Origin of the sequence: Kitasatospora sp. NPDC085879, from assembly GCF_040686255.1 — a bacterium.
Lineage (GTDB): Bacteria > Actinomycetota > Actinomycetes > Streptomycetales > Streptomycetaceae > Kitasatospora.
This window is the reverse complement of sequence record NZ_JBFBJZ010000087.1, coordinates 1-26,671: the sequence shown is the minus strand read 5'-3', so window position 1 is coordinate 26,671 and position 26,671 is coordinate 1. Positions and strand designations below refer to the sequence as shown.

The 26,671-nt window shown below is 70.9% G+C and carries 3 protein-coding genes; 2 read left to right on the top strand and 1 reads right to left on the bottom strand.

The window, feature by feature from the left end; all coding sequences use genetic code 11:
• The first annotated feature begins 654 nt into the window (after positions 1 to 654).
• Together AB0P35_RS37085 and AB0P35_RS37080 are read left to right on the top strand one after the other, a co-directional pair.
• Complete coding sequence (locus AB0P35_RS37085; RefSeq protein WP_363519885.1) at positions 655 to 23,028, top strand: hypothetical protein; 22,374 nt, start codon at positions 655 to 657, stop codon at positions 23,026 to 23,028.
• Positions 23,025 to 24,158: a hypothetical protein gene (locus tag AB0P35_RS37080; RefSeq protein ID WP_363519882.1), complete on the top strand. Its 1,134-nt coding sequence runs from the start codon at positions 23,025 to 23,027 to the stop codon at positions 24,156 to 24,158. Before AB0P35_RS37085 ends, AB0P35_RS37080 begins: the two co-directional genes overlap by 4 nt.
• Before the next feature lie 932 nt (positions 24,159 to 25,090).
• Here AB0P35_RS37080 and AB0P35_RS37075 read toward each other — a convergent pair.
• Positions 25,091 to 26,362, bottom strand: coding sequence for a peptidase S8 (locus AB0P35_RS37075; RefSeq protein WP_363519879.1), 1,272 nt, complete (start codon positions 26,360 to 26,362; stop codon positions 25,091 to 25,093).
• Between the last annotated feature and the right edge of the window lie 309 nt (positions 26,363 to 26,671).

Below are 26,671 nucleotides of genomic sequence, written 5' to 3'. Positions count from 1 at the left end.
GCGCCGAACGGCCAGCTGCTGGCCGGCCCCGAAGGAACCCTGTACGTGCCGGAAGGCAACCAGGTCGCCGGCAGTGGTGGCCGGGGCCAGTGGCTGCACATCACACCACCCACCGACCACCTCGCACCGCAGGGTTCGGCACATCCGGACCCCGCACCCGCCACGCTCCATGGCGACGCCCGCCCGGCGAACACGGCTGTTGCTGCGCCCACTCACGAGCAGCCCGTTGCATCGCCTTCGCGCCCGGCGGAAAGCCGCCCGGCCCCCGCTGGGGGAGGGATTCCGCACCCCGTCCCGCAGACCGGCCTGGCCACCGCCGAACACACCGGCGCGACGCCGTCCTTGCGCTCGGTGGCAAGCACGGATTCCTGGCACACCGCCCCCGAGTACGGGGACGGGGGCCCTGCGTCGTCCACGGCCTCGCTTCACTCGGTGGATTCCTGGCACACTGCCCCCGAAACCCCCGTGCCCGGTGGCGACCACGCCCGTCCCGCCGCACCTGTGCCCGCCTACGACATCGCACCTGTCGACCGGGGCCGGATTGTGCTGACGGGATCGGCGGTCCTGGATCCGTCAGGTTGGCAGCGGTCGCTGCTGGCCGCGGCCGATCCGGCGACCGGTCTCCCTCCAGGGCTTGTGGACAGGCTTCACCGTATGGGTGTCAACGCCCTGCCCACCCCGAACGGTGTCCTGCTGCACCGGTTGCCCGAAGCCGGCGGCGGACCTCTGCCGACCGACAACGTCGGCCTGGCGGAGCGTGCCCTGCCCCCCGCGTCTCTCGCCGCGGTCCGGGCCCTGCCGCCCGAGGCAGGGCGCCTGGTCGTCACGGCCACCGACCCCCTCGCCGCCTCGGCGGCGCGCGTGGCGGTGCAGGGACTGCCGGTCGAGGCACGGCAGAGCGTGCGGCTGATGACACCCGACGGCGGCGTCCGGCATGCCACCCAACTGTTGTCGGAGATACCTGACGTGCGTCGGGTGGTGGCGGCGGGCGGCCCGGTGACGTTGGCGGAGACCGGCTACGCGCACGCCCGCAACCACCTTGTGCGCGACGCCGACAGCGGGCGCGTGGATCCGGCGGCGGGCCAATGGCTGGAGATCACCCGCAGCGAGGCGCCAGTTGCGCCGGACGCCCCGAGGTTCGAGGCGGAGCCCGTTGGGGCGTTGTATCCGTCGCCGGGCTGGGACCAGGTGGTGACCGAGGTACTGCGCTACCGGGACGTGCTGCCGGGCGATCCGGAGCGGGTCCCGGCGGGCCTGGAAGTCCCTCACCCGGACGCCACCGCCGTGCCTGCCTTCGATGCCTCCAAACTTCTGTTCGATCCGGAGCGGACAACCATCGCCTTCCACGGGGGCCCCACCGACCCGCGCGTGCGTACGCAGGTTGAGGCATATGTGCGGACTTTCGCCTCCGTGCCCGCCACGCGTTCCCTGCGTCTGGCCTGGGAGGGTGCAGCCCAGGGCGAGGGCGCGGCGTTCCTGCAGAGCCTGGCCGACCGTTACGGTGTCGAGCTGAGGGCTCCGGACGGCAGGATCACTATCCTCGACGCTGGCGAGAGCATGATCACGGCCCCCGGCGGCGGCCGCTGGCTGCGGTTCGCCCCCGACACACCCCCACACGCCGAGGGCGCCCTCTTCCCCCCGCCGGCCTGGCGGCGCCCAGTCGACTCGGCCATCCACGAACTCGCCCGATCCGGTACCGAGCAGGCCCGGCCTATCCCCGCAGGCGCATGGCTCGACGCTGCTGCGGAAGACCTGGCCTCGACCCTGAGCCCCGGCATGCCGGACGCGGCCGCACTGCACAAGCTCACCCCGTACCGCGACGGACCCGCCGTCGTCATCACCGCAGACCCCGTCATCTCCTCCACCCACCATGCCCTGAACGATCTGCTCGGCGGCATCGCCGCGGAACCGGACGCCCCTACCGAGGTGTACCTCGTTCTCTCCCACCCCGCGGCCGACGCCCTTCTATCCACACGCCCCGCCGAGGGCGTCTTCGACCCCATCGCGTACCGGCTCCAAAATCTCGCTGATACCCACCGCCTGCGCCTCCACATTGCCGAGGGAGCGTGGGCCCCGGCCGCCGACGGCACCCTGCGCCCCGTTCCCAGTGCCGGGGAGGAAACCGGTCAGGGCCTCGCGCCGCGTCCCGCCTCCCCTCCGACGGAAGACCGCGTCCCGACCTGGCGCCTGTACACCCCTGGCACCGGCACCGTGGAACCCGCCCGTGACATCACGGAGATTCCCGACACATTCATCCCCACCATCCATCAGCCCCGGGAGATCGTTGTCACCGCGCCCCACGGCGAGGACCACTCCCCGAACGACCCGTCTCCCCTGTCAAGCGACGCCGGTGACCATGCCGGATCCGCCGCCGGCCGGGACGACACCTCGGACACGGGCTTGCTGCGGCCTCCACCGCTCCAGGGCGTCTACCAGGAGCGCCCCGCATCGCTGAGGTCCGAAGCGACAGGAGGGCCAGGTGCCATCGAGGGCCCGGGTGCGCCGTCGGCGTACCGCCTTCCCGAAGGGTTCGCCCATAGTGGCGAGTTCGGCCTCAGCGGTAAGATCCACAACCTCGACCACGTTGCCAAGGCGATGGAGGGCCTGGTCGCGAGGGCGCTGGGTGAGAATACCTACCGCGGCGACCTGCCTGCCGCCGTGCGTTCCGCCCTGGACGGGGACCGGGACTGGTTCGGCCACGAGGAGTGGGGCCGCTCGCTGGTGCACGGCGGCGTGGAGTTCCGCGTGCCAGCCGGCGAGGACGGGCCCGGCTACGTAGTCAGGGCCACCCTCTCCCTCGATGGCAGGGCCGATGCCGTGCACCGGCCGACCGGAACCGTCGATGGTCTGAGCCGGGTCCATGAGGAACGGGCGGACCCATTCGACCCTGCCTCCAACCTGGAGAACGGGATCGGCCACTCCCGGACCAGGGGCGCGAACGGCTCCCTGCCGCTCAAGGCCGCCCTGGGAGCCGGCCACCCCGCGTGGTCCGCATCGGCAGGCCTGGTCCCCGGGGGCGGGCGCACCCACACCACCGGGTCGACCGAGGTCTCGGTCACCCAGGTGCTGCGCAGCAGCGCCACCGGCGAAATGGTCTACTTCGACGTCCCCCGCAACACGCTCACCGTGACCGTCCAGGAGCTGAACCGGCCCCAGGACACGCCGCCGGTCTCCGCCCCGGTGGACCTGGTGATGGGCTTCGCCGCCGGTGTCGCCCCCCAGGTCCCGCACGACGGAGCCCACCCGGCGGACCCGCACCCGGCCGGCGAGGAGGTCGGCCTCACCGGGCCCGAACCGGCCGAGGGATGGGACAAGGACGCGCTTGCCCGGGTCAACGACGCGTTCTGGTCCGGCTACACCGATCCCGAGTCCGTCGGCGGTATCGAGGATCTGCGATCCGAGGTGTGGCGGGTCCTTGCCGAATCCGACCGCGGGATCACCCTCGAATCGGGATCGGAGACGGCCAACCGCATCAAGCTGTTCCTGAGCGAGCGCTCCCAGATCAGGGAGTTCTTCCAGCTGGCCGGAGCGGGTCACACCTCAGAGCCGTTCCCGGTCGGTCCCAAGGGTCAGGAGTTGCACCTCACCGTCCGCACCCATGTGCTGTCCGCCCAGCGGCTCGGGCCGTCCGACGTCGACACCCGGCTGTGGAACGAGCAGCGCAACTACCTCCTCGATGTCGACTCGAACTCCGACTCCGACTCGGCCGGGTTGGCCCTAGAAGGCGGGGCCAGTGCCGTCATCGGCAACCCCGCTGCGCCCTACGGCGGCAATTCCGGTGCCTCGGGCGGCCTTTCCTTCTCGGGCGGGCTGAACCGCGGGCCGTCGTCCACTGTTATTCAGGGTGGCAGCCGCTGGCAGAACCTCGTTCACGAGGGTCCTACCGTGGCGTTCCGCCTGCGTACGAAGCACGCCGCCGAGCTGCTGTCCGACCTCCCAGGTGTGAAAGGCACCGTCCACGCCGACGGTACCGTTCACGTCCGCGTTCCCGAGGCAAGCGCAGACCGTTTCGAGGAAGCGCTGAGACTCGCCATCCAGCCTCCCCGCGTCCACGAGTACACCCCGGTTCCCGACGAATTGACCGCCCTCGTCCCGGCCGAGATCCGGCGCGGCAAGGGCGTAGGCGGCGCCTACGTCCAGCTGACCGGTGCCGCGTCCTGGAAGGTCGGCCAGCAGGTGTTCGACCTGATCGATGCGGGGGCCGACGGCCTGCCTCCACTGGGCCGCGCCGACGTGCGCCGTCAGCTTGCCCCGAACTTCTCCACCACGGGTCTCACCGCCCACGCCGACCAGCTGTTCGGCGGCCGGGGACTGCGCAAGGAGGTGCGTCTGCCGGACGGCTCGACGGCGCACGTTCACGTCGAGCCGGTGAACCGGTCGGCCGAACCGGTGCGTGCCGACGGCCACGACGACCGCAAGATGAACATCGTCAACTCGGTTCTGCACGGCATCGAGCAGAGTGACTCCCTGGGCCGGTCCGGCGGCGTGAACGGCAGCGGCTCCGGCTCGGTCGGCGTGCCGCCGCTGCGGGTCTTCGGTGGCCATTTCGGCTTCGGCGGTTCACACAGCGTCAACCGAAGCCTGCTCACCAACGACTTCATCTTCGCGGCGCCCGGTGGCATCCTCTTCCGCGGGCCCACCCACTGGTTCGAGTACGGCATCGACTGGAAGATCACGGTCGCCCACGAGCCCCTGCCCCCGGTCAAGGACCTGACTTATTTCGCCAAGAACGCGGTCACCAAAGCGGCCGATGTGATCACGGACGCCTGGGCCGCCCTACGCCCCTCCCGAGAGCACCGTCCGGTACCGGAGCCCGTCGAGACCACCCAGGCCCCGCCGCAGGACCGGCGCTTCCCCGACCGGGCCACTATCTCCACCAGCCTGGTCGAAGGAGGCCGGGTCCGTTACTGGGTACCCGAGGAACTACTCGCACCCCAGGGCCTCGACGAGCGGGCCGCCGCCAGCGCAGCCCGCGCCGGCGACGTCACCGTGTACAGCGGCGACGGGCACCAGTGGCGTGAGGGACACGAGCGGATCCGCCTGGGCAGCGACGACCTGCACCTGCCCCCGCTTGCACCGCCCGAACTCGCCGACACCCTGCGCCAGGCCTTGCGTGATACCCGAGCCTTGTCCGAACGCAAGATCGAGGCACTGGTCGACAAGGCTGTCAGCCAGCGCCGGATGACCGGCCTGTTCCTGCACGGCCTGCCCACCGGCATTTCGCACCCCGAGACACTGCGCCGGCCCGGCCTCCCGGTGGACCAAGTGGTGACGGTCCGTGTCACCGCCGAACTGCTGGCCTCCGAGACCGTCGTCCCCCACCCCGTGCGGGTGGGCCGCCTCGGCATCAACGAGATCACCCCCAAGATCGTCGCCACCTCCGGTACGAACTCCGCCCTTCAGGCGTCGGGCGGCGCCGACACCGGCATCCAGCGCAACAGCAATGCACCGGTCGTCAACCACCTGCAGGTCTCTGCCGGCGGCGGCTGGAACTGGAGCCGCGGCCGCAGCCGCGAGTACCTGGACCGGGTCACCACCGGTGGTCTGCTCATCGACGCCCCGGCCGACCACGAGAGACGCTTCGCCCACTCCGTCTACACCCTGGAAGTGGAGAGCTGGGCCGAGGGGCCGCTCGGCCAGAGCCGCCACATCAGAGAAGTCCGCCACGTCGTCGTGCACGACGGGCTGCAGTACCTGCACCCCATCGCCGAGCCCGGACCGTACCCCGCCCCCCGGCACGCACCACCGTCGGTGATCCATGCCGATCAGCTGCCCATGTTCTCCGTCCACCGCGACCTGGCTCTGCCCGGCCTCGGCGGCCTCGACACCCCGACGGGCCACAACCCCCTCGTCAGCCTCGCCGGTGAACTCCTGCGACGCCACGTTCCGGCGATCCGTCGTGCCGCCGATGGTGCCGCCGGCAGCCCCCTGCAATGGAGCACCGACGGCAGTACGGCCCAGCCACTCGATGTGCTGCTCAGCCCCTCCTCGCTGGCCGGTGCCATCGACTCGCTGCTCAGCACCGGGATTACGCTGCGGCCGTTGCGCCCCGGTGCCTCGTACTACCTGCAGCTCCACGCCACCCGTATCGGCGACTTCCAGCACCACGAGTACGCCTCCGGCCTGCTGACAGGCAAGTACGCCAACCGCGACAACTGGTGGACCGCCAACCGCAGCGGATCGAAGTCCCGCTGGTGGCACATCGGCTTCGGCCCCAGCCAGCAGCCGTCGGATGCTGGCCGATTCGGCAGCGGGAGCGAGAACTTTGGCGCCTCGGGAAACCGCTCCCACGACCGCACCTTCGCCCGCGCCGAACGCCAGAGCCACCACGACCTGATCAAATTCGAAGGGGCGCACGTCTACCTCGGCCCCCTGGAACTGAGCCTGATGCTCCGGCGGGGCGCCCCGGTGGTGCCGCTGGTCGTCGACCGGATGCTCGGCCTGCTACCCAGCCGTGTCCTGGCCGCCTACCACCGCGCCGACGACCCGCCGATCCTGGCCGGCCGCGGACTCATCGCCGCCGAGCAGGTCGCCGTCCCCGACGCCCTCCTGGACACCCCGGGCCGCGCGGGGCCCCAGCCGGAGACCCTCCCGGTCACCCCCGAGGACGTCTTTGAGGGGCGAGCCATCGTCACCGACGTCGACCACCGGATGGCCCGGGAGTTCCATCGGCGGTTCCTGCAGGCGGCGCGCAGCGACGGCCGCACCGTCCGCCTGGGCGGCCCCGGCCTGCTGATCGAACTGGGCTCCACCGCGGAGGACGCGATCCGCAAGGCGTTCTCCTACTCCCACCTCAAGGGCTTCCTGGACCGCGCCCTGGCCCCGGACGGCCACACCTACCCGCTGCTGTTCAAGGACGCGCCCGCCGGCCACCTCGCCGGCCGCCTGACGTTCAAGGCCCGGCTGGTCGACCCCCAGGTGCAGCGCGAGGTTGCTCCCGGCCACAACCGCGAACGGAACATGCGCACCCAGCAGAAGTCCGCGGCCGGTACCAGCACCTCCACCACCCTGACGCTGGGCGCCGGGGCGTCGGTGCAGACCGGCGAGCTCCACGCGCCCGCCGGCTCGCCCGCAGGACGCTCCCTGCCGCTGGTTCCGTCGGTGGACATCACCCGGGGCCGGAAGACCGACGCTTTCGCCACCTCTCAGATGCTCCGCGGGTCGGGCGGTACCTTCGTTGCACGCTCCAACGTCGAGTACTGGCATGTGCGCACCGGTGTGGACTACACCGTCACCCTCGACCTCGCGGACAAGCCCGACCCCGGCCGCAACGCCGACCGGGACCACCCGGACAAGGTCACCCTCGACATCCGCTTCGACGGCGCCGTCGAGCTGATGCTCGACCCCGAGTACGCACAGCGGCTCGGCCTGCGCCTGCCCGACCCCGTCCCCGTCCCCGTCCCCGAGCCTGAGGCGCCCCTCCCGCCCGCGCTGCCTGCCCCGGACGTTCCTCTGGTCCGCGCCCTGCCCGTCGGCCTGGCCCGCGCCCGACGACTCGGACCCGCCGACCGGGTCGTCGACCCCGGTGCAGTCCACACCCTCCTCGCGTCGAGCCTGCGCGCCGTCGTCGACGTCGACGGTCACCCCGCGGACCTCGCCGGTCTCCTCCAGGCCCGCCTGGACGCCAGCCGCCGGGAACTGGGGGACCACCAGTGGGTCGACTGGCTCCTGCACGGCGGTGACACCGTCCAGGTGACCCTGCCCGCCGAAGGAAGATCCCGCGGGAAGGCGCCGCAGCCCGTCTACCAGGCCACCGTCGAACTCGAGCTACAGGACCGCGGCGTGCGTGAGATCTCCCGCGAGGCTGCCGGCGACCGGGGAGAGAAGGCCGGCGTGTCCTGGGACCCGGAGGCCGACGTCCGCGGCGGACACAGCAACAAGAAGACCGTCACCTGGGACGCCTCCGTCAAGGTGCAGAAGGCCTTCACCGCCGCCTCAGTGGGCCTGACAACCAGCGGCAGCAGCAGCCGCAGCACCGGCCACAGCCAGCTCACGGTCGCCCAGCACCGGCGGACCGCCCCGACCGGCAACGCCGTGTACTTCCACTACCCCCACGCCCAAGTCAAAGTGACGGTCCACCAGGTCGGCCACCCTGTGCCCGAACCGGACTACTCCGACCTCGACGGGGGCGTGGTGATCGCCGTTCCCGAGAGCCAGGTCCCCCGGTCGCCGGCCGCCGCCGACGGCCTCGCACCACGCCCCGAACCGGGACCTGAACTCATCCATCCCGCAACCGGCCACGGCCCGCGGACACAGGACCTGCTCGACGACCTCCTCTGGGAACACGCGACCACCCCCGAGGCGATCGACGGCCTGGAAGGACTCTTCGCCAAGATCCTCGACCGGCTCCCCACCGGGACCGTGAAGCCCGGAGACCCTTCCTGGCGGAAACTGCGACACATCCTCGGCGAACGTACCCAGCAGCGCCTCTTCACCCACCTGGCCGGCATGGGCCAGGCCTCCGAGACCGTCAAGTTCGGCACGCGCACACTCGGCCTGGTGCTGCGCTCCCACCTGCACGCTGCTCGCCGCCTGGACGGTGCCGTCCTCGACGGCGACACCTGGAACCAACACCGCAACTACCACTGGGACGGCTCCACCCACAACGTGTCCGGGGACTGGGGTGTCGCACTGACTGCCAAGACCGGACCGATCTTCAGCTTCGGCCCCGGCGCCGCCCACGGCCTGGGCCTGAACCCCCACGTCGGCGTCGGCAGCTCCCTCAGCCGCAGCATGGACACCTCCCAGTCCGGCACCCTCTGGCAGAAGCTCACCAGCCATGGCCCCAGCATCGGCTACGAGGTGGACCTGCGCCTGACCGTCCCGCTCCGCTCCGACCTGCCGGGCGTCGGCGGTGACATCCACCACGACATCCGGGTACACCTACAGGTGCCCCTGGAGCAGGCCGCCGCGTTCGAACATGCCCTCGCCATGGCACAGGGCCCGGACCGTCCGCTTGCCCGCCCGGCCGTCGCCGAACACGAGGCCGCCCTGCTGCCCCCGGCGATCCGCGACGGCAGAGGAACCGGCCCCGCCTACGTCGTGTTCCACGGCGCTGCCCGCGATGTCGGACCCACGGTCCTCGACCTGATCCGTGCCACCCGTAAAGCCCGCGGCCTCGCCCCCTTCAGCGCGCTCGACGAACACCAGGTGCACCGGGAGGTGGCCGCCGAATTCTCCCTGGACAGCCTCAACGCCCAGTCCGCCCGGCTCGCCACCACCGGCCGCCCGCTGCTGCGCCGGATCGTCCTGCCCGATGGCTCCGTGGCCGACGTCGCCGTCACCGCCAGACGCGGCACCGACCTGCTGTCCACCGGCACCAGCACCAGCTCGGTCGGCCTGCTCCGTGCAGCCCTGCACCAGACCAACCACGCCGACACCATGTCGCTGTCGGCCACCGTGGGCGTCGACGTTGCCCTCAACGTCGGCCTCAGTGGCCTGACCCAAGGCAGACTGGGGACCCTCGGTCTCACCGGCGGCCCCGCCTACCGCTACAGCGCCGACCGGACCGTCGGCACCGGCGACCTGGTCTTCGTCAACCCGGGCTCTCCGATCGTGAACGGGCCCAGCCGCCACTTCGACTACACCACCGACTTCGAGGTCTCGGTCACCCTGCGCGACCCGGCCGGCCTGGCCGCCGCAGGCGGCGACGCCGGCTCCGGGCCGCTGTCCCTGGTGTGGGACACCCTGACCGCACCCCTGCGCAGCGAACCGGCGCCGATCGTCCACACCGCCGTGGTCGGCGGCGGCCGGATGTCCTACTGGGTGGCGGAGGCCCTGCTGTTCACCGGCCCCGACCCGCGGCCGGAGTACGTCATCAGGCAGCCGCGCGAGCACCTCGGACCGGACGACATGCTCCTCGACCTGAACACCCCGCGCGCACTCGCCGAGGCCCTCACCTCCATGCTGGAGGACGCCGAAGCCGTACCCGCAGCCGACATCCCCCTCCTGGTCGATCGCCTGACCGATACCAAACAACTGCTCACCCTGTTCCAGTACGGCGACCGCACCGGCGGCACCCAGGTCGAGATCCGGCGCCGGAACGGCCGCCGCTACGACAAGATCGCGGTGGTACGGATCACCGCCTCCCTCGCCCGCCCCCGGGCAGTCCCGAAGCCGGTCTCCGCCGGCCGGATCGAATTCGCCGAAACCACCCCGGCCGTGTCGGACGGGCACAACACCTCCTCCACCCGCTCCCGCGGCGTTGACCTCAGCCTCGGCGCACCGATCAACGCCGCGAGTCCCGGCGGACCCCACGGCAGTGCCACTCCCGACGGCAGCCTCGGCTACGGCCGCGGCTCCGCCACCGAGAACAGCCGGCTGCACAAGGTCACCATCGGCACCATGCAGATCGACGGCACCGCCGACCACGAACACCTCTTCGCCGACACCGTGTACACCGTGGAAGTCGACCACTGGCGGGAGAACGTCTTCGGCCGCAGCCGCAAGGAACACGCCCACACCCAGATCCTCACCCCGCAGGGACTGGAGTTCCTGCGCCCCGCACCCGCCCCGGCCGCCCCGCGGCCGCTCGGCGTCCCCCACCTGATCGAACCCGAAGCCATGCCCCTGAGCGCCGCGGCGCGCCGGATCACCTTCCTTCCCTCCGGCCCCGACCCGCACACCCCCGGCCACAACCCGCTCGTCGACACCGTCCTCGACCTGCTGCACCGCAACGTGCCCGCCCTACGGAAGTCGAGCGCCGCCGAACTCCGTTCCGGCCTGGAACTGATCACCGCCAGCCGCATCGTCCAGCCTCTGCACCAGCTGCTCAGCCCGGAATCACTGCGCGCTTCGATGCCCCAGCTGCGCAGCACCGGCCTGCGCCTGACGCCGCAGGGCCCCGGAGCCGACTGGTACGTCCTGATCCGCGCCGACAAACCCGGCCCTGCCCGCCACCAGGAGTTCCGCCCCGCCATGTCCAGCGGCGGCTACCACGACATCCACGACTGGGAGATCGCCACCGGCGCCGACTCCGTCACCGGTAACACCTCGTTCGGTCCCGGCGGCGAAGTGAACCCCGCCCGCGGTCCCCTGATCGGTCAGGACCAGAGCGTGGCCGCCTCCACCAGTCGCACACGCACCACTTCCGACACCCGCACCGAGATCGCCAGCAACCTCGACCTCGTCATGTTCAAACCCGGCACCCATCTCTACGGCGGGGACCTGACCCTGACCGTCACGGTCAGGCGGGTCGTCCAGCCGGCCCCAGTGGTAGTCAACCGGCTCCTCGGCGGCATGCCCGACCGCATCCGCACCGCTTACCACCGCGCGGACGACCCGACGCCCAAACCCGACTACACCCGCGAACTGGTCGTCCACCAGCAGGTCGCCGTTCCGCACACACTCATCGGCCCCGGCGCCGCAGCGCGCAACATCCCGCGCTACCCCCACGTCACCCGCCTGAACGACCCCGGCTACCAGATGCCGGGCCTGTTTCCCGTCAAGGGCCACCCCGAGCCCCACGCCTGGGTCGAGCCCTTCCCGCTCGACCCCCGGGCGCTGGCCCGCCGCGACGCGCTCCTCACCGCGATGGACCCGGGCGCGATCGGCGAGATGCACCGTCAGTTCCTGCACCTGCTCGCCCGCCCCGATGATCGGATGCTGCCCCGCTACAGCGGACCCGAACTCCTCGCCGAATGGGGCACCGGCTCCGAGGAGGCCCTGCGCGACCTTCTGTCGGAGCCGTCCCTCCGGGGCTTCTTCGCCAGGGCTCTGAGCGAAGAAGGCTACCTGTCACCGGAACTCGTCCGCCCAGGTGGACCGGTGACCGACACCCAGGGCAGGCTCAGGATCCACGCGCAACTGTTCAACCCTCGAAGCCTCGACTGGGTCGAGCCGTCGCACAACTGGGAGGAGCACGAGCGGACCCGCCAGACCGGCTCCGTCAGCCAGGCCAAGTCCACCCGCACCGGTGCCCAGACCGGCAGCTCGGTTGTCCCCGGCCTGGCGCCGGTCTCGGTCAGCGGGTCCGTCGGCCGCACCAGCGCCAAGAATCTCAGCGGCACCGCCACCACCCACACCGTCCGCCCCGGCGGCACGTACGTCGAACGACCCGACCAGCGCTACCTGCAGGTGCGCGCAGGCGTCGTCTACACCCTCACCCTCGAGTCGGCGAACCGGCGCGGCCCGATCGAATACGGGGCGGACACCCGCAGGTTCCGCTTCCGCCTCGACGACACCGTCGAACTTCTTCTCCACCCCGACTACGTCGACGTGCTCGCCCAGCAGGGCCTGCCGCTGGCCCGCCGCCTGACCGCCCCGCGGCCGCTGGAGCAGATCGAGGCCGACGACCTCGGCCGCACCGACGAGGAGTACCGGAACCTGACCATCGAGGCCGGAGCGATCGCCCACAGTCAGGGACTGCAGGCCGGCGCCGACCACTGGAAGGAACACCTGGGCCACCTGGTGCGGGCCCTGGAAGAAGGCGGGCCCGAGGTACCGCGCCTGCGCGCCGACGCCGCCGCCCTCCTGCACGCCGCGGCAGACACCCCCTCACCGCACCCCCGCAACACCCCCCAGGACGCAGCCCACCACGCAGACCGGGGACGGCTCGCCCGTATTGCCGACGACCTGGACGGCGGCGCACCCGCCCCCCGCCGTCTCCTCGCCGAGGCGATCGACATCACCGCGAGCATGGGCCCGGACGGCACCGCCATACCCGAACACGGTGCGCTCACCCGCATCGAACACCTACTGCACCAAGGCGGCCGCGACGCAGCCCGCGCACTCGCCGAGCGCCTCGCCCACCCAGCCGCCGCCGACGCACCGCGGCCGCCACACACAGCCGCCCACGGTGACCGGCCCGCGCCGCCCGAACCGGCGCCCGCCCAACACCTCTCGCCGGCTGAGCCGTACGCCGCGGCACTCGACCCGACCGGCGCATCCCGTCCCTCCACGCCGACCGGTGCCACAGACCTCGCCGACCACCACTTCGGCACACAGCAGACCCCAACCACCCCGCCACCCGACCCCGTCGGCACTCCTGTTGCCGAACCCGCCGCCCCGTCGTCCGCTGCCGTGGTCGATGTCTGGCAGTCCGTCCGGGAGCGTCTCGGTGGCGACGCCGATCTTCCTGTCCTTCTCGACCTTGCCCGCAGTACGCTCGGCGGCCGGTTCGCCGGCGGCGACATGGATGCGCTCAACTCGTTTGCCTACAGCGTGACGAAGCGGCACGACCCCGAATCTGTTGCCACCTTGCTCCGCCAGGCCCGCGAACTCGATCCCCAGCGTCAGGTGAGCGTGCCCGACCTGGTCTCCGCCGGCATCATCGCCAAGACGGCGGCACGGCGCCTGCACTCCGGCGACCTGTCCCAGGTGACGGCCCCGGACCTGTGGCACGTCGCAGGACGCGTTCCCGACCTGCCCCCCGGCCGGGAACCCGGCGCCGCACTGCTGGACGCCATGGCCCTCCTCGACCCGCAGGACCGGCAACTGCTGATCCACACCTCCGACCTGCCTGACCTGGCCACCGTCCGGGCCCGGTTCAAGGAACTGCCCGACAACCGGCGCCGGGAACTGCTCCGGCAGGCCGCCCGACTGCTGAGCGTGCGCCCGCAGATCGGCAACGAACACGCCGCCCGCCTGCACCGGAGGCTGCGCCTGCGCCTGGCGTATGCCCTGAGCACCGACCAGGACGGCACCGCCGCACGGGAACTGGCCACCCACCTCGGCATGACACGAACCGCCCGAGGCCGCGGTGGATCCCGCAACACCACCGGCGAGCACGGCCAGATACCCGGGACCGAGCCGACGGACACCACCCCCGTGGCCGCCCCCGCCACTGTGCCTGGCCCGCCGCGCTCCGAGCCCACCCCGGACAGACCTGTCCGGCCCTGGGAACTGGATATGCCCACCGCCGTCTCCGTGAACGGCGCCGTGGTGTTCCTCTCCGAGGAACACCCCATGGTCGACCATTTCCGCCGCACCGATCCCGCTCAAGACACGCTGCGTGTCGCCTTCCAGGTGACCGACGACGGACGGCCGCTCGTCCCCTTCGATCGCGGACGCGAGGCGGTGGTGGACGCTGCTGCCTTGACCCGGGGGATCCGCTATGCCAGTGCAGGAGAGCTTCCCGACATTCTGATGATCGGCCCCCTCGGACGAAGCCCGTCCACTGACCTCGCCGCCGTACGGGCACTGCTCCAGGACATCGCTGACCGCACCGGCCGGATGGTCCGCATTCCCGAAGGCCACCCACTCGGCTCACCATGGGAACTGCTGCCCGCCGGCGGAATCCGATCCGGCGCGCCGACCGATCGCTCCCTCCAACCGGTCTCACGACCTGACTCACCCGTGCGAGAGACCGTTCTTCCCCGCAGCCAGTCCGCCGCGGAGGGCCCGCGAGTCAGCTTCGCCGGGGCGCCGCCCGTGGCACGGGTCGACTGGGGGCGCAGACGAGGGGAGAGACTGCTCGAGATCGCACGGCTGCAGCCAGCGTCGGCCGAGCCCCTCACGGCGTGGCGCAGAGTAGTCCGGGGCTTGGGGCGGGGCGTCAACCCTCCGGTGAGCGCGCCCGCACGCACAACCGGCCACAACAACAGCCCCGCCGAGGCCGGGGTCCCGTTCCATCGTCCGCAGGGGCGATTCGGGCGGCCGGTGCGGACCCCCAGATACCCCGTGCTTCTGCCCGGTCCTGTGGAAGTACGAAACGGCGGGCAGACCGAGACCCTTTATCCGCGGGCGAATCGGCTGACCTTGGCCGTGGAGGTCACCCCGGACGGTCACTTCACCCGGCGCACCCCCGAAGGCCTGCGCGTGACGGTCGGGACGCGTGAACTCGCATCGGACATCGTCTCGGTGCTGGCATTCGGTAGCGGCCCGAGGCCGCGGGTCGTCCAACTCGTCCCGACGAACCGGGTGGCGGCCGAGAACCACTCGGCGTTCGTCGCCGCCGCGGAGCGCCTGGCGAGGGAGGTCAACCAGCCGCTCGCCGTCCCCGGCCCTGGTACCTACGCAGTGCCAGACCCCCGATACCGCGAGTACACGCTTGCCGGCCCCGGAGGGCACGACTGGCAGGAGGTGCTCCCGCCCGGGGGCCGCTCGTCGGGGTTCCGCACCGACGAGCACGGCCGTCTCTACCAGCCCGGCACGGTGATCACCGGGCAACGTGGCGAGCGCTTCTACCCGGCGGACTTCCGGGCGATGCGGACCACGGTCGGGCCAGAAGGACGAACCACGGTGCTCCTCCAACTGGACGCCGAAGGCCGGCCTGCGCTGCGCACCCTGTGGGGAGACCTGATCGCCGTCCCACCTACGGCGTTCCATGAAATCTTCCCGCCGGTTTCTGCGGCCCTCCACGCGAACACGCGGACACCCGCCGAGGAGGACGCATTCCGGTCATGGGCCCACGAACTGGCGGTACTGCGTGGGCAACGGGTTCCGTTCATACTGGCCGGCTCACGAGCACTGGACTGGGTCGACCCGCTGCCCGACGGGTTCCGTACCGTGGGAGGAACCCCGGAACGCCCTCACGTCCTCGAGTTTCCAGGAGGAGCCTCAGCCTTCGTCAGCCGCAAACCCCACCGGGTCGGCCGGCTCGCCGATTCGTGGCAGGCCAGGCTCACCGACCGTCCGGAAAGCCTCTTCCTTGCCCTGCTGCTGGACTTCGGCACCGGCGACCTGCGGCTGACCCCTGACCAGCAGCGTCCGGCGACGCCGCACGAGATCGCCGACTGGATCCGCGGCCACGGCTGGCAGCGCGGGCAGTCCGTGCAGCTCTTCTGGGCGGGCATTGTCGGGAAGCTGGGCTCAATTGGAAAGCTCGACTCGCTCGTCCCCTTTCCCAAGCCACATCTGCTGCGGGAGGTCGCGGCCGACCTCCAAGCGCCGCTGTACGTCCCGGGGGAGGCGACACAGGTGCTGATGCCACAGGGCGCGATACGAGATGTCGTCGTCCGCGGGCCTGGTGCCTGGTCGCGCATCGACCCTCCCGGCGGCGCCCCGGACGCCCCGTCCTACGTCACCGATCCCTACGGACGTCTCGTGGAACCCGCCCGCCCCGGATACACCTTGACGGCCGCCGGGCTGGTCGTGGCCCCTGCCCCGGCCGACCCGACGACCCGTCCCCACCCGGACTTTTACGACATCGCACTCGACCTCACCGCCACCGGCATCCCGCACCTGCGAATGAACGACGGAACCGTGCACGAGGCCGACCCGGACGAGATCAGCGAGCTGACGCTGCGGGCAGGGCTGCCCGCGGTGGAAACCGGTCCGGCGAAGGCAGTCTGGCGGCGCCAGGTGTGGCGGGGCCAGCCTGTACGGCTCCTGATCGCCACACCCGAACGGGGCGAGGCACACACCCGGCTGGAGTCCTGGATCTCCCGCTTCCGCGCCGAGCTGGAATCCGCCCGCCCCGGACCTGTCGACTCCATGGGCCGACCGGTCGCGCAGGAGCACACCCCCACACGTCCCGTCGACGTCTATGCCCCGGAGCCCGGAGCCATGCCCGCCTTGACCTCCGACGGGCTTGACTGGCAGAAGTCCGATGATCCTGCCCGCCAGCAGATGCCCTTGTGGGAGCGGATCGGATCACCAGCCGCTCCGCCGGCCCTCTTCGACGGCGAACTGCGCTACGACCACCACCACGACGCTGAGGGCGACTTCATCCTGATCCCCGGCCACGACGTCCTGGTCTCGGCAGCAACAACCGGCCGCGGAGCCCATACCGACCTCGCGACACTCAGACGGCGCGGCCTTCATGCAGGACAAGGCTACGGACTCGACCCGTTCTCCTACGCAGAACGTCCGGGGCCCGGCCTGTTGCGCCTGGACCTGATGGTCACCCATGGCGGCCGCATCGCACTGCTGGGCCGCGACGGCCGTCCGCGGCCGGTCGACGCGGACACCCTGGCCGGCCTCCTACGAGGCACCCCCCAAAAGACCACGGACGACGCGAATCCTGCCGACGGCACCCTGGTGCCACCGCTGTGGAACGGCCGCGACGACATCCAGGTCCTCGGCCGCTTCACCGTGCTGGAAGACGGCGCCGTGGCGTACGAGGCCGGTCCGATGACCCGCGAGGCCGCGGAGTCCTACCATGCAGAACTCGGAAAACTCGCACGGCTGTTGAAGACCGATGTCCATGCCATCGGCGGCACGGGGCCGGGTGGCCCGGCCGCTCCCCGCTACCTGGAACAGGCTTACCAGGTAGCGTCCATCGCCTCCAACGGCGGCGTGGCCGACTGGCATCGACTGGTCGGCCGTCCAGGAGAGCCACCCCGCTTCGACACCAATTTGCATGGCGTGCTCGTACCTGCAGCCAGCTTGCCCGTCCCCGACTTGGTACAGGCAGGCGTACTGCCTGGAGAGGTGCGCACGCAGCGCTTCGACGGGGGCGTCTCACTGCTGCCGGATCTGCTCAAGGGGGAAGACCGCTACGGCCGCCCGGATGCCGCCCGGCTGGGCCGCCTTGCCGGCGAGGAGGAGTTCCTGGTGCTCGCCCGCGGTGGCCGCGACGAGGTGGAGTTGTCAGTGCCGGGCCGCAACCTGTCGCTGTCAGTAGGGCCGCAGGCTCTGCTGCAGGTGCTGCGATGGGCCGGGTGGGCCGGCGAGCCGATCCGGCTGGCTGTCGACAACCTGGCCTTCCTCGAACGCCGGAACGACGAGACCTACGGCGAACGGGTACCCGGAGAGCGCTTCGGCCAGCAACTCGCCAACGCCGCTCGGGTCCGAGTGAGCGCACCCACCGGACCGGTCGACTGGCCTGCCGCCCAGCCTGCCGCAGGCGTCCAGGGAGAGCTGCCACTGACCGACCGGACCGTCCCGCCCAACAGGTGGATCGACTACGACCCCCTCATCGAGTGGTCCGATCCCACCGTCCCCACCACCATTGCCGCGATGGACGCCGAACAGATCGGCGCAGCGCTCGCCGACGTGGACTCCCACCGGCGTGGCGAGCTGACGGAACAGGCCCGCCGCGTTACCGAGAGCTTCATCCGCGCTCCGCTCAGCTTTGAAGGCGCGTCGGCCTCCACTGCACGCGACATCGTCCAACGCGTGGCGTACGCCCTTCACCGGGAGAGCACGCACGTGGCCGACCGCCTGGCACGCCTGCTGGTCGCCGACCACAGCACGGACCTGACAACCCCGTACATCGCCATTGACGTACCGGAAGGAGTAAACCCCGCGACGGCTGTGGGCCGATGGCTGGCCGAGGCCGGCCCGGTGACTGCAACCGCGGCGCCGCACACGGACCTGGCCACTCCGTACGCCGCCATCGACGTACCGGAAGGAGTAGACCCCGCGACGGCTGTGAGCCAGCGGCTGGCCGAGGCCAGCCCGGTGACCGCAACCGCGCCGCCGCCCGCCAAGCAGAAACCGGTCCTGGTGCGCTTCCCCGCAGGTGTGGGGACGGACGTTCCGGCACGGGAGCGGTTCACGGTCTACACAGTCGAGGAGTTCTCCACGACGGACACTCGGGTGGTCCAGCTGATCGATGCGGATCGCCTCCCGACCCTGCCCTACCGGGCGGCTGCCTGGGAACTGGCCGATGTGCAGTGGGCCACCGACTACCCGACTCTCCTCGACGAGGCGGCAGCCCACCAGAAACAGCCGGTCGGTGTAGAGGCGGCAGCCCACCAAAAACAGCCGGCCGGTGTAGTGGAGAGTGTACGAGCGTATGCGGCCGACGTGCTGGAACGCCCGATCGACCCGGGCGTCGTGCAGGAACTGGTGGAAGCCCGCGGCCTCTACCGCCAGCTCCACGGTGAGACGTGGACGCCTCCGCCGGGCGACCGGCTCGCACCGGGGGCAGGGGCCTGGCGCCTGCCGCAGGGGTTCCGCGACGAGCTGCGGGACCTCGCCGGCCTGGCCCGGATCGCCCGAGCGTACGAGCGGCGACAGCCTCCGCTCCTGGAGCCCGGTCTAGATGCCGCGCTGGCCCGGATGGGGCACGAGCTGACCGGCCGCCCCGGGATCCCGCCGCTCGTCGAGCTGTACCGCCGAGCACGTGACCGCTCTCCCGGACAAGAAGTCACCGAAGAGACCCTCCGGTCGGTTGCGCACCAGCTCCCGGACCTGCCCGACATCATCAGCCGGTTCGGCAAGGTGCCGACCCGGATCGCGGACGACTTGTGGCAACAGGCCGGACAGATCGTCGAGGGACACCTTCACACACCACTCAGCACGGGTCGCAACGGGCAACCGAACCCCGCCGTCGACGACGTCCTGCTGCGGGTCGCGTACACCCTGCACCGTGAGGGCTCGGACGCGGCAACCCGACTTGCGGCGGAACTCGTTGCCGACCGCGCGCACCTGCAACGGTTCGCCCAACCTGCCGATGCAATCGCCATGCCCGAACACGGCGCGCTCACCGGCATGGAACACCTTTTGCACCAAGGTGGCCGCGACGTGGCGCGTGCACTCGCCGAGCGCCTCGCCCACCCGGACGCCGCCGGCGTACCGCAGCCGTCACACACGACGGAACCCCTGACCATGGCCGACCACAGTGACCGGCCTGCGCCGACCGAACCGGCGCCCGCCCGGCTCCTCTCGCCGGCCGAGCAGTACGCTGCGGCGCTCGATCCGACCGGCGTATCCCGCCCTGCCGCGGTGGTCGACGCGCCGCCGGGGCAGCCCGCGCCGACCGCCGTCGGCGAACGCAGTGAGGGAACAGGTATCGACATCGTCCCCGGCAAGGTCGTTGCGGTTCTGAGCGCACTGCCCGAGGAGATCCGTGCCGGGCTGCGTGCCGACGTGCGGCAGATCCTGGATGCCCATGAGCAGGCCGCATCCGTCGGCCCGGGCGATCCACGCTTCCACCAGGTCGCCTACGTGCTCCACACTCACGGGCGCGAGGCCGCCACAGACCTGGCCGACCACCACTTCGGCGCGCAGCGGACCCCGGCCACCCCGCCCACCGACCCCGCCGGCACTCCCGCTGCCGCGCCTGCCGACCCGCCGTCACCTTCTGTATCCGCCGACGGCCTCACACGCATCGGTGCTGCCCTCGCACCACCCCGGCCGGACCCGGTGACCGAACCCACCCGCTCCGGCCCCCACCCTGAGGCGGATTCCGCCCGGCCGGCCGTTGCCGTGGTCGATGTCTGGCAGTCCGTTCGGGAGCGTCTCGGTGACGGCGCCGATCTTCCTGTCCTTCTCGACCTTGCCCGCAGTACGCTCGGCGGCCGGTTCGCCGGCGACGACATGGATGCGCTCAACTCGTTTGCCCACAGCGTGACGGGCCGCCGCGATCCGCTCTCCGTCGCCACCTTGTTCCGCCAGGCCCGCGAACTCGATCCCCAGCGTCAGGTGAGCGTGCCCGACCTGGTCTCCGCCGGCATCATCGCCAAGACGGCGGCACGGCGCCTGCACTCCGGCGATCTGTCCCAGGTGACGGCCCAGGACCTGTGGCACGTCGCAGGACGCGTTCCCGACCTGCCCACCGGCCGGGAACCCGGTGCCGCACTGCTGGACGCCATGGCTCTCCTCGACCCACAGGACCGGGAACTGCTGATCCACACCTCCGACCTGCCTGACCTGGCCACCGTCCGGGCCCGGTTCGAGGAACTGCCCGACACCGACCGGCGCCGGGAACTGCTCCGGCAGGCCGCCCGGATGCTGAGCGTGCGCCCGCAGATCGGCAACGAACACGCCGCCCGCCTGCACCGGAGGCTGCGCCTGCGCCTGGCGTATGCCCTGAGCACCGACCAGGACGGCACCGCCGCACGGGAACTGGCCACCCACCTCGGCATGACACGAACCGCCCGAGGCCGTGGCGGATCCCGCAACACCACCGGCGATCAGGGCCAGCAGATGCCGGGCGCCCGATCCGGCGAACACCCCGACGCTGTCGGCCAGGCCCTGCTGGGCGAACCAGTCGACCCCATCGACAGACAACCGCCGCGTGGAGGCGGCAGCACCCGTCGGCCCGCCTCGGGTACCCACTGGAGGGTCTACCGATACAACTCCCGCGTCTTGCGCCGAGGCACCCTGTCGGCGCGTGCCCGGCAACTACACGACCGCACGATTCGAGACCTCTGGGCCGGAGGAGAACACCGGCCCACCGTTGTGGGCCGCGAGGCTGCGTGGCGGTTGATCGACAAGCGTTACATCCCCGACCCCGGCGGGCGCATCTACATCCACCCCGACGACGTGCTAGCCGTGGTCGGACAGCTCGTCGACCTGCGGCAGCTCCCGGGAACGGACAGCGGAGAGAAACTCAAGCGGCGCTACCTTGAGCTTCATAGCCAGGGCGCGCCGGACGCGCGAACCCGTGCGGTCACCGAGGCGAGAGCCGCTGACGACATCCCGGCTTGGGTAACCGGCACCGCCATCCCACGGCGCACAGCCGCAAGGTGGGTCGCCGCTCAGGCCCGGATGCACCAGCATCCGACACCGGTGGCCGGCCCGGCCCCGCGCCCGCAGACCGACCGCTCCGACACCAGGCAGGAAGATGCCGCACCGTCCCACACCTCCGTCGCCCCCATCCCAACCCAAGCGACGCGGCAGGAGAACGTGCCCACAGACGACTCCCAGCAACTAGCCATGGACTTCCTGGCCTGGATCGACAGCACAGCCCCAGACTTCCCGCCGTCATCCGTCCCGGGCGGCGTTGACAGGACAGCATCACGGGGCGGCATGCAGCAGGAGCCGACCGCCCCCCGGCCCCGGCCGGGCGACACTCAGGACCCTGCTCCTCGCGCGGTGGCCCGCATCGACACCGCCGCCGCGATACCCGCCATCGAACAGGAACTTGACCTGAGAATGGCGGGAGAATCGGCCGCCGCGGACCTCAAACATCACTACCTCCAACTCCGCCAAGCCGGCGCCCCAGACGCGCGCAGCCGAGCGGTCGCCGAGGCGAGAGCCGCCGGCATGCACCTCCCACCTGGCGATCACATCAACGCACGTACCGCCCGGCAATGGACTGCCGAGGCTGCGGACGATGCCGGCCCCACCACCGTGCCGACCTGGAGTCTGGCTCCCGAGTATCAGGCAGCGCTCGAAGAGCAGGTCCGGCGCGTCGCCTCTACCGGGCAGGCGTTCGGCCATCGCGACATCGGGGCCCTCGCCCTGCGGGGCCTCCGCGACCAGCAAAGGATCCCCGACGAGGTGACCGGCGACCTCCTGCCGCTCAGCATCGTGAAACGCTGGCTGTGGGATGAGAACGTGTCGATCCCTTCCCTGAGGGTCGGGCAGCGCCGGAATCTCGCCCAGCGAGTGATCGACTTCGTTGCCAACCGCGGCACGGACGACCTGCCCGCAGTCGCCTGGCAGGCGGTGCACGACGCCCGCTCGCGCGGCGACATCCCGTTCACCACGCCCGGATGGACCATCAGCCTCTTGACGGTGCGGGCCTGGCTGAGCGAGCGGTGGCTTGATGTCGAGCGCCTCCCCGCCCACGAGCTGACAGCCCTGATCCGGGCTGTGGGCCAGTTCGCGGCCCGCCACCCGCATGCCCAGCCCCAGGACGCTCTGGGCTCGGCGATGCATAGCCTGCGCATGGACGGCACCCTCACCGACCAGCCCAAGGCCGACCTGGTGGAGACCGATCGCGTTCTTGCGTGGATGCACGCAGAACAATCCCAGATGCCGAACCATTTCGAACCCGGTCCCGCGCAGGCCGCTCCCCTCCCCGCCCCATCCGACCCCCCACTGATGGACTACACGATCCCAACCCCGCTGCAACGCCGTTGGCAGGAGATCACCGCAGCGGTCTCCGTCGGACTGCTGACAGACGCCCAGGTCTCACAAGCCCGCATGCCGGAGGATCCCGTCTACGCCGCCCTGCAACTGATCCCAGGTATGGACACCGCCCGGACCGTCGAGCAGTGGCTGCGCACGGCCGGTCCGACGTTCGGTCTGGCCATGCCCCCCGACCAGACCATGTTCGCCCAGTCGATCGTGCTGGAGTTCCCCACCGGATCCGGCTTCGACCTCGGACTGCTCGGCGGCACTCGACAGGCCGACGGCATGCTCGTGGTCCCCAACTCAGACGCCTACACCGTGGACACCGTCCTGCCCGACTACCCCGAACCCGGCACCCACTGGGTCTTCCTCATCACCGAACCAGGACAGCAATGAGCAGCGGAACACCCGACAGCCCGACAAGCACCCCGCCCGCCGGCGCCACCCCCGATCACCTCCCGTACCTCCTCGACGTACGCCCCCGCTGGAAGGACGACTGCCACCGGCTGCTCCTCGCCCTCGCCGGCCGCCTCCCCGACGCCACCCTCACCCGACTCCGCGTATTCCTCGCGGCCGACGACCGCAGCGCCTTTGCCGCCGACCTGGGCCACGCCGTCACTACGGAAGCCGTCGCGCTATCCCCACCCGACGAGGACCTCGTGGCCGAACTCCTGGAAGCCGACGGCCTCGACTCCTCACCACTGGACGACCTGCCCCCCTTCACCGCCGAAACCGCCCTACCCATCCACGCATTCACACCGCACCCGGACGGGGATGCCCACACCCGCGGCCCCCACGATGAACTGGACCGGGCCGCCGTCGCCGCCGTTGCTCACACCGCAGGCATCCGCGGCCTGTGGCGCAGCTGGCGATGGGCCGCAACCGACGACGACATCCCACCACGCCGCATCCACCTCGTCGAAGCCGACCGCACCGTGGACCTTCCGGCCCTGGCGGCCCGCCTCCAGCGGGACCTCGAAACCTGGGGCGAACCCCATCCCCAGGTGGAGGCCTACGCCACCGGGGACGTACTACCGCGCTACCAGCAACTCGCCCGCAGTCATGCCACCCTGCTCTGGATGCCCACAACCCGTCACCCGCTGCGCCTGGCCCCCACTTTCGACGAACCGCACGCACCGGACGGACCGCGCTTCTTCCCTGATCACCCGAGGATGGCCGACCCCGACGAGGTGGCCCTGGTTGCGGCCTACCTATGGACGGGAGAGCCGCTTCTCGTCTCGTCCGAATTGGCCGACGACATCCTGCAGCCGGCACGCGAAGCGGTGGTCCCGGTGGACATTCGCACCGACGGCACCTGGGTGTGGACCGACGCGACGACGTATTACCTGGAGGAGTACGGCCTGCAGCCGTTCGCCGGCCTTCTCGAGCACATTCGCGCAGCCGGGTACATTGCTCCGGAGGTGGACGGCGCCACCCGGCACCGCGCCATCGAGATGTTGATCGGGGCCGACGCAGACGAGCCTGCCTTCGGCCCGGGCCTGGACACCGGAGTCGATCCCAGCTGAGCCCCGACATGGGGCGGCGGGCCGGGCAAGCCCTCCGGGCCATCGGCCAGTCCTGGCATGCCGCACTCACGGACGGGCACGAGTACCAGGTCGTATTGTGCCCTGCGGTGTTTGCCAGGTTTGCGGCGAAACGCCCGGTCGTTGGGTATTCCGCTGCCGAAAGTGCCGGCCGGTGGGGGTTTCCAGACAGCCTGGACCGCCGTCTGCGTTGGCTACAGGGACGGTTGTGGATGGCTGGCGCTTGTACGCAAAGAAGTGGGGAGTCGGCGTCCAGCGATTGTGCGAGGCCATGGGTTGCCCGTTCCGGGTGCCACGCCTGGCGAACCGGAGCCCGGGCTGCGCGGACCGAGGCCGTAATCGTCTGCGAGATCCGCGAGGTCCGCCAGGACGCATTGGGCGTCTCCGGGGGTGCTGGGGGTACACGCCGAATTGCGGGCCCAGGGCTACGTGGTCAACCGCAGGCTGATGGCCCGTCTGGTGCGCGAGTACGGCATCGGCGGCTGTCACCTCGCGAACACTGCTGCACGACCGTCCGGGACAGGACCGCGCCCCGGCTCTGGACCTGATCGACGGGATTTCACGGCCGCGGGCCCGGCACCTGCTGGGCCGGCGGCATCACGTGTCTGCCGGTCGGCGGCTCGTGGATGTACCTGGCCACCCGTCGTCGACCTGCACTCGCGGTGCCGGGTGGGCTGGTCGTTGGCCGACCACGTGCGCACGGAACTGGTCGCCGATGCGCTGGAGGCCGCGGCTGCTGCCGACGGCGGCCAGGTCGACGGCGTGCTCTTTCGGAGGGTCTGCCGCGCAGCGGGCCACGGCGTGGAGCGGACCCCTGACGCGCGGCGACGGGGCTGGTCGCAGCCATCGATGATGGCCTGCGACCAGCCCCGTTGCGACAGGGCGATCGGGAAGTCCCAGAGGACGACGCTCTGTCAGGGGTTGAATAGTGCAAGGCTGGTGGGCGATCCCACGCCGGACGGCCCGTCCCATCCCGGTCCTGCGTTGCACAGGATCGCGGGGGTGCAGGTACCGTTGCTGCCGCTGGTGATGTCGTTGACCGCCCAGGGTCTACCGTAGAGTCTCGATGCCGCCCCTTGCGCGGCTGGCTGGCCGGCCATGGCGAACATCGCGGCTGCAATCGGGGCGGCCTCGCTTGTACCTCCGATTGTGTACCAGCCCGGGGGGATGCCGTAGCCGACGTAGACGGCCAAGGCGCCCCCGTTCGGGTCGCCGGCGAGAGCAATGTCGTTCGTCACCCGCTTGCCGTTGCATCCGGCCGCCTGCGACAGGCTCTGCTGCCAGGCTGGGGCAGGCTCGACCAGGGAACAGCCGCTACCTGTGGAGGGCGAGACGCTCTCCGTCCAGCCGCGCTGGTTGTCGGCCGGTGTCAGTAGCGTCTCTCCCACGGCTACGACGTAGGGTGAGGTAGCCGGGTACATCGGCCCGGGCGAAGGACACGGGGATGTGTTGTAGCCGAAGTCGCCGACGGCAGCAGTGACCGCACCTCCGGGGTTCATGAACGCGAAGTCCACGGTGAGCTCAGTGGAGTCCTCGCAGCCGCCCCAGCTGTTGCTGAGGTACTTGGCGCCACCCGTGGTGATCGCATAGTAGTTCGCGAAGACCATCGCATCGGCGCCGTATAGCGCCGCGTTCGCCTCGACCAGAACGATGTTGCACTGCGGACAGGCCGCAGAGACCGCGTCCATGTCGAGGGAGGTCTCAATCATGCCGATTGCGTTCGCTGTCGGCGGCAGTGGTCCGTTCTGGTAGGTGTCGTTGACCTTCCTGAAACAACCGTTGGCCACGGTGCAGGGGGGGAGGCCGAACTGGCTCCGGTAGACGGCCAGATCCGCTTCCGCGGTCGGGTCGTCCCCTGCCTCGATGAGGGTCACGGTCTGCCCCTTGCCTGCGTTGTACGGCAGCCTGTAGGCGGAGCGCAGCTGGAGCGGAGTCAGTCCGCCCGACGGCCCGGGAGTGCTCAAGAGGATGCCGTCGGCGCGGGTGAGCGCTCGCATGTCGCAGGTAATCTGCTTCGGCTTCGGCTTCGGACAGATCTGCGCGGAATGCTTTATGCCGACAGGCGGGCCGTCCGGGGCGGCGGAAGCAGTTGCTGCGTGCGTGAGCGGAATGGCCAGCGCGGCGAGGAAGGCCAGTACGGAGAGGACAGATACTGTGTTCCGGTGACAGGTTCTGGAGATGTGCACGATTCATCCCGAGGAGGCGCAGGAGGGCCGGGAAACATCACGACCGCTGCCCACGCTGCGTCCAGCCGCTGTAGCGCTCGCGAGGCCGCGGGCGCTGGGCACTGGAGTAAGAACGGAACCGATCCGTGATGGGTGCGCGAGGGCAAACAGATCATCGCGTGCGAACAGGCTAGACGGTCGGCAAGACGGCCTCATGGGCGCGCGGGCCCATTCTTCTCGGCGACGGGTGAAAACTGACCGCTGAACGGCGGATCAACGGTGACCCACCTCGCGATCGTCTGATCATCCTGATCTTCATTGAGGGTCAGG